The 14,201-nt window shown below is 37.3% G+C and carries 13 protein-coding genes and 1 tRNA gene; 7 read left to right on the top strand and 7 right to left on the bottom strand.

Features of this window, described 5'->3' with window-relative positions; all coding sequences use genetic code 11:
• Positions 1-2 precede the first annotated feature (2 nt).
• Positions 3-2,207, bottom strand: coding sequence for a class I SAM-dependent DNA methyltransferase (locus tag FTU82_RS02125; protein ID WP_180100987.1), 2,205 nt, complete (start codon positions 2,205-2,207; stop codon positions 3-5).
• A gap of 59 nt (positions 2,208-2,266) precedes the next feature.
• On the bottom strand, positions 2,267-2,593 hold the full coding sequence (locus tag FTU82_RS02120; RefSeq protein WP_180100986.1) for a helix-turn-helix domain-containing protein: 327 nt from the start codon (positions 2,591-2,593) through the stop codon (positions 2,267-2,269).
• A gap of 284 nt (positions 2,594-2,877) precedes the next feature.
• Here FTU82_RS02120 and FTU82_RS02115 point away from each other — a divergent pair, with 284 nt between their 5' ends.
• Positions 2,878-3,204, top strand: coding sequence for a hypothetical protein (locus FTU82_RS02115; protein ID WP_180100985.1), 327 nt, complete (start codon positions 2,878-2,880; stop codon positions 3,202-3,204).
• A 167-nt stretch (positions 3,205-3,371) separates the two neighbouring features.
• On the opposite strand, the gene FTU82_RS02110 is transcribed toward FTU82_RS02115, so the two are convergent.
• Positions 3,372-5,201 carry an AAA family ATPase gene (locus FTU82_RS02110; protein ID WP_180100984.1) on the bottom strand — a complete coding sequence of 610 codons (1,830 nt, stop codon included), beginning with the start codon at positions 5,199-5,201 and terminating at the stop codon, positions 3,372-3,374.
• Positions 5,202-5,301: 100 nt separating this feature from the next.
• Positions 5,302-5,481, bottom strand: coding sequence for a helix-turn-helix domain-containing protein (locus tag FTU82_RS02105; protein WP_180100992.1), 180 nt, complete (start codon positions 5,479-5,481; stop codon positions 5,302-5,304).
• A 132-nt stretch (positions 5,482-5,613) separates the two neighbouring features.
• Here FTU82_RS02105 and FTU82_RS02100 point away from each other — a divergent pair, with 132 nt between their 5' ends.
• On the top strand, positions 5,614-6,450 hold the full coding sequence (locus tag FTU82_RS02100) for a hypothetical protein (protein WP_180001272.1): 837 nt from the start codon (positions 5,614-5,616) through the stop codon (positions 6,448-6,450).
• A 209-nt stretch (positions 6,451-6,659) separates the two neighbouring features.
• Here FTU82_RS02100 and FTU82_RS02095 read toward each other — a convergent pair.
• A tRNA-Ile gene (locus tag FTU82_RS02095) sits at positions 6,660-6,736 on the bottom strand.
• 798 nt (positions 6,737-7,534) lie between these two features.
• Between FTU82_RS02095 and FTU82_RS02090 the strand changes: the two genes are divergently transcribed.
• Both FTU82_RS02090 and FTU82_RS02085 read left to right on the top strand, forming a co-directional pair.
• Entirely contained in the window at positions 7,535-8,089 is a 555-nt protein-coding gene (locus FTU82_RS02090) for a 1-acyl-sn-glycerol-3-phosphate acyltransferase (RefSeq protein WP_005097390.1), read from the top strand.
• Between the two features lie 245 nt (positions 8,090-8,334).
• On the top strand, positions 8,335-9,084 hold the full coding sequence (locus FTU82_RS02085) for a YebC/PmpR family DNA-binding transcriptional regulator (protein ID WP_005097391.1): 750 nt from the start codon (positions 8,335-8,337) through the stop codon (positions 9,082-9,084).
• Positions 9,085-9,152: 68 nt separating this feature from the next.
• On the opposite strand, the gene FTU82_RS02080 is transcribed toward FTU82_RS02085, so the two are convergent.
• The gene (locus tag FTU82_RS02080; protein ID WP_100329904.1) at positions 9,153-9,623 is read right to left on the bottom strand and encodes an Lrp/AsnC family transcriptional regulator; all 471 of its coding nucleotides are present in this window, start codon (positions 9,621-9,623) and stop codon (positions 9,153-9,155) included.
• Between the two features lie 380 nt (positions 9,624-10,003).
• Between FTU82_RS02080 and FTU82_RS02075 the strand changes: the two genes are divergently transcribed.
• Positions 10,004-11,152 (top strand): hypothetical protein, encoded by a 1,149-nt coding sequence (locus FTU82_RS02075; protein ID WP_180085463.1) that lies wholly within the window; start codon positions 10,004-10,006, stop codon positions 11,150-11,152.
• A 61-nt stretch (positions 11,153-11,213) separates the two neighbouring features.
• Here the strand turns inward: FTU82_RS02075 and FTU82_RS02070 are convergent, their stop codons facing one another.
• On the bottom strand, positions 11,214-11,978 hold the full coding sequence (locus FTU82_RS02070) for a glutathione S-transferase family protein (RefSeq protein WP_074383279.1): 765 nt from the start codon (positions 11,976-11,978) through the stop codon (positions 11,214-11,216).
• 293 nt (positions 11,979-12,271) lie between these two features.
• Between FTU82_RS02070 and ychF the strand changes: the two genes are divergently transcribed.
• Together ychF and FTU82_RS02060 are read left to right on the top strand one after the other, a co-directional pair.
• Positions 12,272-13,363 carry a redox-regulated ATPase YchF gene (ychF, locus tag FTU82_RS02065; protein ID WP_005097395.1) on the top strand — a complete coding sequence of 364 codons (1,092 nt, stop codon included), beginning with the start codon at positions 12,272-12,274 and terminating at the stop codon, positions 13,361-13,363.
• Positions 13,364-13,569: 206 nt separating this feature from the next.
• Positions 13,570-14,187 carry a superoxide dismutase gene (locus FTU82_RS02060; protein WP_005097397.1) on the top strand — a complete coding sequence of 206 codons (618 nt, stop codon included), beginning with the start codon at positions 13,570-13,572 and terminating at the stop codon, positions 14,185-14,187.
• Positions 14,188-14,201: the final 14 nt, after the last annotated feature.

The following is a 14,201-nucleotide window of genomic DNA, read 5'->3' as shown; positions in this document are numbered from 1 at the left end:
TATCAAGCTCCCAAAATCACATTCAAATTATTAAAAATAACTTGCTCAATAGATTTAGCTTCTTCTGTCAGATTTTTGAATTCAGTATTAAGCTCATCAAGTTGGCTAAGAAATTCATCTTCGCTTAAACCATCTTCTTCAATCACCACACCTACATAACGCCCTGCATTTAAAGAGTAATCCTGCTCTTTTACTTCATCAGGCGTTGCTAGCTTACAAAGACCCGTCACATCTTCATATTCAGCGTCTGGGAAACGCTCTTGTAACCATGAAATATGATTAAAGAAATACTCAGCTTCACCACGGTCAGCTTTAATATCCGCAAGTAAAGCTTTCACTTCTTTAATATCTGCTGATAAAGCATTTAAAGCTTTAAGCTTCGTATCCTTCACTTTAAACAGATCTTTATTGTCATTTTCCTTAGCTTCAACAATTTCAGCACGAGTCTGTTTCACTAACTCATTGTGTACTTTCTCTTTTTCACGAATCGCTTTATCTAAAACTTTGGCTTCATCAGCAATGGCTTTAAAAAACGGCGTAAAACTTGCTCTTAATGTTTTTTGAGCTTCATTCAGTTGGACCACTAAATCTTTTGTGACCACTTGAGGGAAGTCTTTCACATAAGCATCAAAACTTTCTTTAAGTGGTTTAAGTGCATGCCAATGTGTATTTAGCGTATCAACACTTTGAACAATCGCTACATCATCTTTTAAAGCATCTTTGAGCCTCTTAAAGCTAGGCTCAACATGGGGAACAGTAGCTTCAAGCTTCGCCATACCTTGTCTAAAGTAATCATCCACCAAACTAATATATTCATGATTACGCCCCTTATGTAGCTTACTAATCATGGCAATATTCAGAATCTGTTCATCGGTAAAATCACGATGGGCACGGTCAATCTGTCTAAAGATATTTCGAGCATCAATAAACAAAATCTTGTCGTCTTTTTTATTTTTATCGAAGAACCATAAGGTTGCAGGTAACGTTACGGTATAGAACATATTTGAAGGCAAAGTCAGCATGCCATAAATCAAATTATTCTCGATCAATGTCTGACGTATATCAGCTTCTGAATTACGTGCATCTGAAGCAGAGTTAGGCATCACTAACGCTGCACGACCACTATTAGATAGCTTCGCTTGCTCTGCATTCTTCAAAGACGTGGCAAATAAATTAATCCAAAGGTAATTGGCATTAGGCACTGTTTCAGCCTTGGCATTATCATCTGCTTTTTTAGTTTTGGTTTTGTTACGTGGTAAACCATAGCTATTAAAACGAGGATCGTTTTCAACTGTCGCAAGTGCTACATCATCCACATTAAATGGTGGGTTTGCCATGATGTAGTCAAACTTTTCAAAGCCCTTAAATGGATCTTCTGCATAAGAGTTTGCTTGGCGAATATCACCTTTAAGGCCATTTACGAACAAGTTCATTTTGGCAAGTTTGCCAGTATCAAGCGTCTTTTCTTGACCGTATACAAATAAGCTATTGTTTGTCTCAGCTTCACCTAACTTTTTACTAATCTCTTTACGGCGATCTACAAACTGTAAAGACTGAACAAACATACCACCCGAACCACAGGCTGGATCATATACAGAGCCGTTATACGGTTCGATCATTTCAACCATCAATCGAACAACTGAAGTTGGTGTAAAGAATTCACCACCTTTTTGACCTTCAGACAAGGCGAATTTACCGAGGAAGTATTCGTAAATTTTACCGAATACATCACCTGAAGCATCAGAAGGAATATTTGAAAAACTACGGACTAAACCTTTTAACGCCTGTTTACTTTGAGGTAAACGGTTAAATGCCTGATAATCATTTTTAGGCAAAACATCTTTAAAATCTTCTTGACCTTGATGATCTTCAATTGCCTGCATCGCTTCTTTAATTTTTGATGCTAAATCTTCACTTTCTGGAAGTTCGAGTAAGTAGTTATAACGGGCATTATCCGGCAAATAGAAACCACAATGTTTAATCGCAATTTCAGCCAGAGTCTTTTCACGGCGTGTCCCTTTAAGTTCATTAAACTCTTTTAAAATCGCTTCTTCAGCAGCACCGTATTTGTTATCTGCGAACTTTAAGAAAATTAGACCAAGAACAGGCGTTGAATACTCATTCGGTTTTAAATCTGTATTTGCACGCAGACTATCTGCAGCTGACCAAAGTTGATCTTCTAACTGTTTTAACTCATTAATGTTCATAATTTTTCCAAATTAATTTATATATCTGATCTGCTCATTTTCTTTGAGCATTTTTCCAGTTATGCCTTTTGCAAAGACAAGATGAATTTCTGAATCATCTCTCTTTCAGACTCTGGTAAGGCTTGAATAGATTTAGCAATTGGGTCAATGCCTAGATCTGAATATTGGTCGGTACGCCCAAGCAAGTAATCACTTGAGACATTCAGCACCACCACCAACTTATAAAAATTTTCTAAAGATGGCTTACGAGAGCCTGCTTCAATATGTGAGATTGAAGTTGATGGAATCCCTGTTTTTTCAGCAATATCCTGCTGTGTCATTTTTCTTTGTGTTCTTATTTCTTTGAGCCGTGCACAAAACAGCTCTGAATCCATCTCAATCAACATAAAACACCATAAATCGACAACAAAAACTTGACTATATCGACAAGTTTTCATATAAATATTATCAGTATTTTATTGTCTATTTCGACAAAAAGACATCATCAAAAGAAATTAAAAGAGGAAATTTAATATGAAGAATAGTGTATGTGCATGAATACAAGATCTCGACAATCCTGTATTCATGCTTTCCATTCCAACTCACTGAAATGAAAGATGTAAAATTTCGACGTTTTACCTTTGCATTCTTTCATAACAGACGATTTAAGTAAATTCGCTTGGAGTCTATTATGAGCAACTCACCTAGCCATATCCCAATTTTTATCCATCCGGCAATTAAAAATCTGAATGTACGTCAAATTTCTAAAATAATTGCAACGAAGATTATTGAAACTACAGCGCTACAGCTTCAATTCAATTCGACATTTTGTAGTCAGCTAGACGTAGCTGATCATTTAAATACTTACCAAGCTCTAACTTATTTTATAGATAATCAGTTTTTTGAAATATATGGTTTTAACAAATTTGAAATCGTTAGTTTTAATGAAATCTATGATGAGCTCTACTGCGAATTTAAAAACAAAATAAATTACCAAATGAATTATGGTACAAGTTGAGCTACATGAATAAGTTGAAGATAACTATATGATTTAAAATAAATTCATATTGTTCATCAACTTGCTCATGCTTATTTGTCATGAGCAAGTTGAATATTTATAAATTTCATACAGTTAGTGCCATGTAGATCAACTTATTCATGTTGATTGCATCGATCAATATAGTTTTAGAAATGTGTCGGCTCATCTAATCTATGAATCTTGGGCAATGACCAAAACCATACTTTTTCACCACAAGGCCTAAAAGGTTTAATATTTAACCTTTCTTGTGCACGCCGTATAGATGATAGACTCAGACCAGCTTCTTTAGCCTGCAAGTGAACATCTTTTGCTGGCAATCTCTCAACATCGCTTAACAATTCAATCAAAAACTCTTTAGCAACTTCTACCGCAGAATTATTATCACCAACATTAAGTTCAGCACTATTCAGCAACTCCTTAGCAAAGCCGTCAATTTTACCTAACCAATTAGTTTTCGTAGTTTCAATTTTATCTGCAATAGTCACAGACTCAAGTTGATAACAAATACCACCATCAAGTACCGAAATATTACTTTTTGCACGTACAAGAATATAATCACCATCAGCCTCTCTTCGAGAAGCACACCAAGCCATTCGTGCCAATGCACTGAACGCTTGGGAGCCTAGAATTCTGTCAGCAGGACTATTGTTTGCGCTACCTTTTGCAAAATGAGTAATCCCTAGTATGGCAAAACCATATTGACTGGCTAAATCAACTAATGGCTGTAACGATCGTCTCACATCATTGGCCTTGTTCATATCACCACTTACCGCAGAAATGATTGGATCTATCATTAGAAGTTTAAGGTCAGGATTTTCTATTATGTACTGCTCAATTTTCGGAAAATCTTTGGCAGGGTCAAAGGATTCTAATTTACCTTCTTTATTAGTACGTCCTGCAATAAACGATACTTTGCTAACATTAGCTCCATTTGCTATTAATCGAGGCTTTAATGTATCTGAAGAATCATCTTCGGTTGAGTAGATTAAGACTTTTCCAGAGTTTTCACACAGTACCCCATCTGGAAAATTCCCACCTCTTGTAATAGTAGAAATCAGCGCGAGCGAGAGATTTGTTTTCCCACAACCACCAGCACCAGCTAAAATTGTCATTTTTCCCAGAGGCAACCATCCCTCCCATAGCCAATGAATTGGCTGAACTTGAATGTTTTCCATATTGATAATATTAATTGCATTTGTTGTTAACTTTGATTTTTCTCGATTTGCTAGCTTTTCAAGTTGCGGATATTCTATCACTACACCATTTTGCTTAATAAATTCTGCATACAGTTGATTCAAATAGAATTGTATTGCTAGTTTATTTTCTGCATGCGATATGAAGTGGGCATCAAATAGGCTATAGGCATTAATGTTTTTACTGAGTTTATCAAGCACAACAGGTGTATTATTTGTTGTATTTAAATAGAATTCTACACATAAAGAAATATCATCCGCACACGCAACACGCTCACCGCATTGAGCAATTTTTAAAGCAACATCAATTCGATTCGTACAGTAATTTACTTTTGCATTCGCTGAATTTTTATTGAATACTGCAATACCATTTTGACCAATAATATATTGCATCAACTGCGTTGATTTATAATTTCCTTTTTCTCTACCTAGAGCTAAAACACCACAATGTTGACCATTCTTACTATATAAATCTACCGCCAAAAATCCTTCATAATCAAAACTTGGATGTTGATGATCTAAATATGAGTTTTCTTTAAATTCATAAAATAGATGAGACGTAGCGATATTATATTTTACTAGCACACAATTCGTATCATAAGCAGTTTTTATATATTGTGATTTAAAGTCAGTAACTGTAGGATAATACAGACCTTCAATATCACTATTACTTTTCTGAATAAAAAATGGCTGTACATCTAAGTACAAAGACTTTTCAACACTTTTATCAATCATGTACTCATCATAATCATGAGTATCCGCCTGAGTTTTCATTTTTTGCATTTTAAAAAACCTAAAAATTCGACAAAATCCCTCCTCGAACTGCTTCTAATTTAGAAGCAGTTTTTAAATTAAAATGTGAGGTGGGGAAGAAATGATTTAGCTACTTAATTTCACCAGCGAAACGTAAAATTTCATTACGATTCCAACGAAGTAAACGACCATGCCTTTTGGGCGTAATGGGACCATTTTCATATACAGCCCAACGACGAAGTGTTTGTGGTTGCATGCCTAGCAGTTTTGCAGCCTCTGCTGTTGTAATTAATAAACTTTCTTGCTTCATCATGAAGCGTCCTATAGCAATTGAATTAAGTAATTTTTAGTTGATTAGTACTTGTTTGAGTAGGTTCTTATAATTACTATATTTTCTTACCCCCCAAAAAATTATACTTTTTGATTATCAGTGGAACATTTTATGTCAGGGCGTCCAAAAACTGGATTTGTTACAAAATTGAAAACTATTATTTGGTATGAACAGGTTGCAGAACGTGTTCTTAAAGAAAATATTCAAAATAATGTTCGTCCACATCAAACGGAGTTAGACTCACGCTCAGCAAGTAAAAATAAACTAGATAAATTTTTTAATGAAAATGGTAGTAAAATTTGGACAAAATTTTCCACTGGACAAGTATCTCCAGTAACAAAATTAAAAATTGTAGAAAATAAACTTCCTAACACTATAATTTATTTTATCCATCCCATTTGGGAAATATTGAGTAAAACTTACGTTACTGAAGAAGATTTATATAATTTTTATAAAAATCTAAATAGTTTCACTCAAAAAACTATACAAACAAAAAATATTAAAGATGTTGTAATCAACTTTGATGCTAATTTTGCGAAGGAATTTGACTGTGTTTTAGATCTGTATAGTTTTTTGCTATTTAAGACTTATCAAAGTAAATTCAAGCTTCATATTCAGAATCTTGAATATAGTTACCTAGCTTTAATGGAATACAGCTTATTAATTATAAATTTAATTGGTTGCTCGGGATACTACTTAATCAAGCTATTACAATTGCATTTTCAGTTAGAACCCAATTCACGTTTGATCGAAATGGGAGCTGATATAGACTTTCATCTAAAACAAATTAATCAATATCATATACTTAAAATTGCCCATGACAACAATCCTCAACGATATACTGTACTAAAAAACCACTTTGATGATTTCAAAAATGATTTCCATAAATATCAATTAAAGTTAACATCTATTGAAAACCTCTATACAAAGAATAGTGAGGAACTTTGAATTCACACGTTACCAATCAAAATTAGTAAAGTTAAAGTTACACTAAGCTTACTCAACTGCAAAACATTGTCATTAATTACCCATGCTGATTGATAGATGCTAGATTAGAAGACAGGTTTAAGTTGATTTATTTTGCTTACCATGTGCTTACTAAAATCCAAAAACAAAAAAACCACTTACGATTAGTACACGTAAGTGGTTGTTTTATATGGTGGGCCCAGACAGACTTGAACTGTCGACCAACGGATTATGAGTCCGCTGCTCTAACCAACTGAGCTATAGGCCCTACATGCTGAAAACTTTATTTATCAATAAGTTCAAGCGTCATGAATACTAGCTAAGATTTTTTTGAAAGACAAGTACTTTTATAACCACTTGAACACTTAGGCAGCAATCATCATGACTTGATTCGAAAGAAATTCTAGTTCTTTAAGACTTCAGTCTAAAGACATGCAGAAAAATGGGGTATATACAGATCAATTTAAGGCAGCCTAGCCTGAAATATTGACGTCAACCTCATAGAATAAGACATACATTTGATAGATTTGACGTCTCAGTATATTTATAAAGTATCAAAAAATATTTGATAAAACATTAAAAATGATGGAAAAGGATATGAGCTGCACAATAAAGAAAAACTAGAATTGAGACTTCATTTCCTTTTCTTTACGCAAATCCTGCTTAATTTCGATGAAAGACCATACAATTATAAGCACTAAAATCAATAAAGAGACTACAAAGGCTGTAATGTATGTCATAGTTTTCAATCTCAGAGTAGAAAGAACAACAAAATAGAAAGGATTAATACCCCTTCTCTTCTTCGACAAAAGTCTAATAACTAAATCTTGCTCTGGATAGTCATTTTTTCACCATTTTAAGACTTTTTTTATATCTAATAATACTTTTTTAATATCAAAATTTTTTATTTATACATTTTAGCTCTTAATATTTCAGTTTAAAAAGATCAAGAAATTATAGATTTCTACATTATTTACACGTTTTATTTGCCAGCCTATTGACTGAATGGCCGAACAAGAAGAAATTATGCAATTCTCCACATATGGCTTTTACTTAATCTGTGCTTATGCTAAATAAATTCATTGGCGAATCTGCATTTAAACTTGCGGGTTGGCAATATCATGTCGAACCAGATGTACTCGAAGACAAACAGGTCATTATTGGCTTTGAACATACTTCAATGATGGATGCGGTGCTGTCGATTGCCCTCTTCCAGATTTATGATCTTAAAGTTCATACCTTGATCAAAAAAGAACTATTTAAAGGACCTTTCAAACCGCTATTAAAAGCTGTCGGCGGTATTCCGGTTGACCGCAAGGCCAATAAAGATATCGTGACCCAGATGGTGGAGCATTTTCAGAATAATGAAAAGTTTAATCTGGTGATTGCACCAGAAGCGACACGTGCCAAGCAAGGTGAAGCACGTAAACCGATCCGTACCGGCTTCTGGCATATTGCCAAAGCTGCCAATGTGCCGATTGTGTTGCTATATGCCAATTCCAGAACCAAACAAGGTGGCATTTTAGGCAAAATCTATCCAACAGATCTGGCTCAAGATCTGGCCTTAATCAAACAGCTCTATAAAGATAAAGTGGATCTGGATATTGTCATTCCGGAATAAGCTCAGTAACAGTGCTCGACATGAACAGATCCTTTGCTGTTCATGTCCTCCTAAAGCATTTGTATAAATTTGAAAAATAAAATCAAAAACTGCACTATAGCATTCCCCTTTTCTATCAATTTAATACAATTTTTTTGTTTTATCCTGAAATCTCAAATCCAGACACTTTTTTTTAAAAAAAAGCTTATGGTAGAATTTCGGCATTCTGATAGGCATACAGCCAATCTACAAGGAGCAAAGTTCGCATGGCGGGTCATTCCAAGTGGGCCAATATTAAGCATCGTAAAGCAAAACAAGATGCGAGTCGTGGTAAGCTTTTTACCAAATATATTCGTGAATTAACCACTGCGGCAAAACTCGGTGGTCCAGATGCAGGTAGCAACCCTCGTCTGCGTGCGGTGGTTGAAAAAGCATTATCTGTAAATATGACACGTGATGTGATCAACCGTGCCATTCAACGTGGTGCGGGTGGCGAAGATAACGACGACCTGAAAGAAGTGACCTATGAAGGTTATGGTGTAGGGGGTGTTGCTGTTCTGGTAGAGACCATGACAGACAACCTGAATCGTACTGTTCCTGATGTTCGCCATTGCTTCTCAAAAACCAATGGTAACTTAGGTACTGCCGGTTCAGTGGCTTATCTGTTTACCAAACGTGGCGAGATCACTTTTGAAGATGTTTCTTTAGAAGATCAAATCATGGAAGTAGCTTTGGAAGCAGGCGCGGAAGATATTGAAATTGCTGAAGATGAAATTCTGGTAATTACCACGCCTGAAAGCTTTGGTGATGTACAGGATGCGCTCACTGCAGCAGGTCTTAAGTCTGACAATGCTGAAGTGGTGATGAGCCCTTCAACCAAAGCTGAAATTACAGATGTTGATCAAGCCAAAATGATTCTGAAAATGATCGATATGTTTGAAGATTTAGATGATGTTCAAAACGTATATACCAACGTAGAGTTTACCGATGAAGTGATGGCGCAATTAGACGCTTAAGCTTGATCAAAACTAAAAACGCACCCTTGGGTGCGTTTTTTATAGTTGTCTACTACTCTCGCCTAGGATCAAACTTTATTGAGTAATCCGCTACAGTTAAAGACATTATATTCTTTAATGACAAAGCTCGAATGCAGTGCAACCACATGCTCAATTTTCCCGATACGCTTGAGTAAAATTTCACTATAATTTTCCATATCTCGCGCCACTACTTCGACAATAAAATCCGCAGACTGGCCGGTGACCAAAAAGGCATTAATCACTTCGGGAATACTTTCCAGTTCTTCCAGAAATTTAGCAAAAGTATCACTATCATGTTTACTTAGCGACACCTGTAACAGTACATGCAGCGTGAAACCTAATTTCTGATAATTAATTTCACGCTTTAAGCCACTGATAATATTTTGATCGATCAAGTGTTTGATCCGGCGATGGACTGAACTCACAGATAAATTTACCCGCTCTGACAGTTCATTCAGATTGACATCCTCATGGGTCAATATTTCTAGAATATGTTTATCGAAACGATCCAGTTCCATTTTTATACTCTTTCTTAATAATCAATAAAAATAGCAAAATATTGCACTCTCCCTGTTATACAATATTTATTTATTTTTCACAAAGTTTTCATATTCTGAAAATATTTTCCAAATCTTCTGCCATTTTATAAAGTAACTTTCAATCCTGAACCAGATAACCGTTAATCATATAATTCTAAAAAATGACCAATGTTAATTTCTATTAATTATTTATTTTTTAATAGTTTAAGTTTAATTAGTCCAGTAAAATATAAGCCAGATCTTCAAGTACCCGCACAGTTCAGCCACTTATCTTTTACAAGTGTATAGAAACAGATTAAAACAAAGCCGCACTAAAAATAAAAATAGCATTTTTCAAAAATATTAAATAAGGAATGCTCATGGCTTCTAAAATTTTAAGTTTGATTAAAACCAAGGTGAGTCCTGTCTTAACGGCTGAAATACAAACTAAAAGCCTGTTAGGTGGCTTATTCGCTGGAACAGCCTCAGGTACGCTTAGCAATCTCATTGGCAGTCTAAACGGCTCTAATTCACAACCTTCCGTGAGCTCATTATTAAACAGCCTTCTCTCTGGACATAGTCTGAACAGCGCAAATATGAGCAATTTATTAATTCAGTTGTCTGGTTCAAATGCTTCGAAGTTAGATATTCAGAGTCTGATCAGCAGCTTAACCCAATCCAATGGAGGCAGTTTTAATATTGGCCAGATCACCAACTTGTTGAATGGCCTAATGGCGAACAATAGCAGCAATCTGGATATTGGTGCTCTTTCCAAACTCGTCGGCGGTCTCATCGGCGGTAATGGCGAGATTGATATTGCACAAATCGCTCAGCTGGTCAGCGGCCTGATCGGCGGTTCTGGTGGTTTAGGTAATATTGACATTGCTGCGATTGCAGATCTGGTCAGTAACCTCATCGGCGGTAATGGCGAGATTGATATTGCACAAATTGCCCAACTGGTGAGTGGTCTCATCGGTGGTTCAAGCAACATCGACATTGCTGCAATTGCAGATCTGATCGGCGGTTTAATCGGCGGCAATACAGGCAATGATTTTGATATCGGTGCTATCACAGATTTAATTAGCGGTTTTGTCGGTGAGAATGCAGCGGGGGATTTTGATCTCGATGGCTTTACCGATTTACTCAGCGGCCTGATCGCGAATGGCTCAAATGGCATAGATTTAGGAGGATTATTGGGTAATCTCAATCTAGATAGTGATCTGGATCTGGGTACTCTGATCGAAGGAATTTCCTCTGCTTCAAACGGGTTTGATCTAGGTAGCAGTGCCGGAGGCATTGGGCAATTGATTGATAATAGCTCTTCGATTGAATTACCTGATCTAGGTGATCTGGTCCAAGATGTGGGTGCCACAGATTCCAATATTGACTTGTCTGCTATTCTGCCTGACACTCAAGATACGATTCAGAATATTGGCAGTGGTGGTGGTTCATCCAGCTTTGATTTTGGTTCACTTCTCAATAATTTTACTAAAAATATTGATATCGACCAGACTAATCCTTGGGGTTAGTCATCATCTCATTAAAAACGCGCTTAATGCGCGTTTTTAATTTTAGGATTTGCCTTGAAGCTTATACACCACGCCAGTCTACCCGTGCATTACGCTCGGTTCGGTAAATACGACAAATATATTCACCCAAAGGCAACGCATTTAAATGTTGCTGATAATCACGATATTCTTCGGACAAGGTTTCAAAATTTTCTTTTTCCCACGGCGTCCCCGGAATCGCCAATAATGGAGCAAGCATAGAGCAGACAGCAATATCCGCCAGACCTAAACGATTTCCGACAAAATAATATCCACCTTGACTAACCAGCATCTGATTGAGTTGCTGTACAGTGACATCAATATGCTGTTTGGATTCCGCCACAGTTTCCTCATTCAATGCATAACCTTTGGCGACCATCGCTTTTAATAAAGGTTTAGAAAATTTTTCAAACTGGCGCAAATAGCCCTGCTCACCAATTAAAATATCGAGAGATTCATGATCGTAAGTCAGCGCTTGAGATAACATCCAGCGGCGGACATGACGACCCAGCTCCAGAGTAATTTCATTAATTTCTAAGGCTTTATTTCGAAAATGTCCTTCAGCATACAATAAACGATGTTCTGGATAAGTATCATCCAGATAAAGCGCAATCTGGGTTGAATCTGCAATCCATTTGTCCTGATCGCGCAAAATAGGCAGACGATTCTGTCCTGTTTTCAGTCGGGCAAAAGCCCGATGTACGCCGGGAATCAGGTTGTGAGCAACATAGTACAGCTCTTTATGGTCCAGCATCCAACGTGCTTTTTCGCAAAAGTGAGATAAAGGAAACTGGTATAAAGTTCGCATGCATGCTCCATGTTTATCGTTATTGGATCAGGGCGTATAGGCCGCTGTTTTATTCAGATACTTTAGTCACTCACTTTTAGAAAAACAATGTGATTTTTATCCAAAAGTACAATACTGGCTGATTATTCCTCTATATTCGGCGGACTCACAACAAATCCGGGAAAGCTCAGCGGAGCTTTTAAGTTATAAGAAGCATTTGATTGCAATAAACCACAAGTGCATGACCTGACTTTAGCCGTGCTTTCATGTAAAATCGGGGGCAATTTTTATATAACGCTTTTGTGAGTTATTTCATGGGTTTTAATTGCGGTATTGTCGGCTTGCCGAACGTTGGCAAATCTACACTTTTCAATGCTTTAACCAAAGCTGCTATTGCTGCAGAAAACTTCCCGTTCTGTACCATTGAACCAAATACCGGCATCGTGCCTGTTCCTGACCCACGTTTAGACAAATTGACAGCAATTGTTAAACCGCAGCGCGTGATTCCAACGTCTATGGAATTTGTGGACATCGCAGGTCTGGTCGCTGGTGCTTCTAAAGGTGAAGGCTTAGGTAACCAGTTTCTGGCCAACATCCGCGAAACTGATGCAATCGCTCACGTGGTACGTTGTTTTGAAGATGAAAACGTCATTCATGTGAATGGTCGTATTGATCCACTGGATGATATCGCCACGATTAATACAGAACTCGCGCTTGCAGATCTCGACGCGGTGGCGAAAGCGATTACCCGTTTGACTAAATCTGCCAAAGGTGGTGACAAAGAAGCAATTGCTACTAAAGCAGTATTAGAAAAAATCCAGCCTTTACTCGATGAAGGCAAACCGGCTCGCGCAGCGGATCTGGATGATGACGAACGTAAACTGGTACGTGGCTTTGGCTTAATGACGCTTAAACCAACCATGTATATTGCCAACGTTGCTGAAGACGGTTTTGAAAATAACCCGCATTTGGATGCAGTGAGAAAATTGGCTGCTGAAGAAAATGCAATTGTCGTACCTCTTTGCAACCAGATTGAAGCGGAAATTTCATTGCTTGAAGATGAAGACCGTGCTGAATTCCTGGAAGCGATGGGCATGGAAGAACCTGGTTTAAACGTGGTGATTCGTGCAGGTTATTCACTACTTGGCTTACAAACTTACTTCACCGCAGGTGTACAGGAAGTTCGTGCCTGGACTGTGAAAGTTGGTGCAACTGCACCGCAAGCCGCTGGTGTAATTCATACCGACTTTGAAAAAGGCTTTATCCGCGCAGAATGTATTGCTTATGATGATTTCGTGCAGTACAACGGCGAAGCGGGTGCAAAAGAAGCCGGTAAATGGCGTCTAGAAGGTAAAACCTATATCGTTCAGGATGGCGACGTTTTACATTTCCGTTTTAACGTCTAAGTATTTGCTGTGTGAAAAAGCCCCTTCTGGGGCTTTTTTATTACCTAGGAAATAAGATGACCGAGCGTAGAAAACTTACAGGCAACGCATAATTCACACATATTAACAATAATGATAATTATTCTCATATAAAAATATTAAATTCAGGCGTATGTTAAATCTAATGAAAAATAACATGATTTCATTCTAGCAAAGGAATCCTGACCATGAGCTATACCCTGCCTGTACTGCCATATCCCTATGATGCCCTAGAGCCTCATATCGATAGCAAGACCATGGAAATTCATCATAGCAAGCATCATCAAACCTATATTAATAATATCAATGCAGGGATCGCAGGAACCGAATGGGAAGATTTATCGGTCGAAGCCTTAATTAGCAAATTCAATGAAGTACCGCAGCAATTAAAACAGAACGTGATCAATAATGCCGGTGGACATGCCAATCACTCGCTGTTCTGGACAGTCATGAGTCCAGACGGTGGCGGCCATCCAGAAGCTGAAATTGCAAAGGCCATTGAACATGAATTAGGCGGATTCGAGGCATTTAAAGACACCTTTACCCAGGCAGCACTGAGCCGTTTTGGTAGCGGTTGGGCCTGGCTGAGTGTTGCGCCAGATCAAACACTTATTGTAGAAAGCAGCGCCAATCAGGACTCTCCACTGATGCATGGCAATATTCCCATTTTAGGTCTGGATGTCTGGGAACATGCCTATTATTTGCACTATCAAAACCGTCGTCCGGAATATATCTCGGCTTTTTTCAATGTCGTGAACTGGCAAGAAGTGAATCGTCGTTATCTGGAAGCATTGAACACGCTTTAGCTTTAAATATTTAA

Origin of the sequence: Acinetobacter sp. YH12151 (assembly GCF_013418355.1) — a bacterium.
In the GTDB taxonomy this organism is placed as follows: domain Bacteria; phylum Pseudomonadota; class Gammaproteobacteria; order Pseudomonadales; family Moraxellaceae; genus Acinetobacter; species Acinetobacter pseudolwoffii.
The sequence above is the reverse complement of the archived record's forward strand: the minus strand, read 5'-3'. Positions and strand labels throughout refer to the sequence as shown.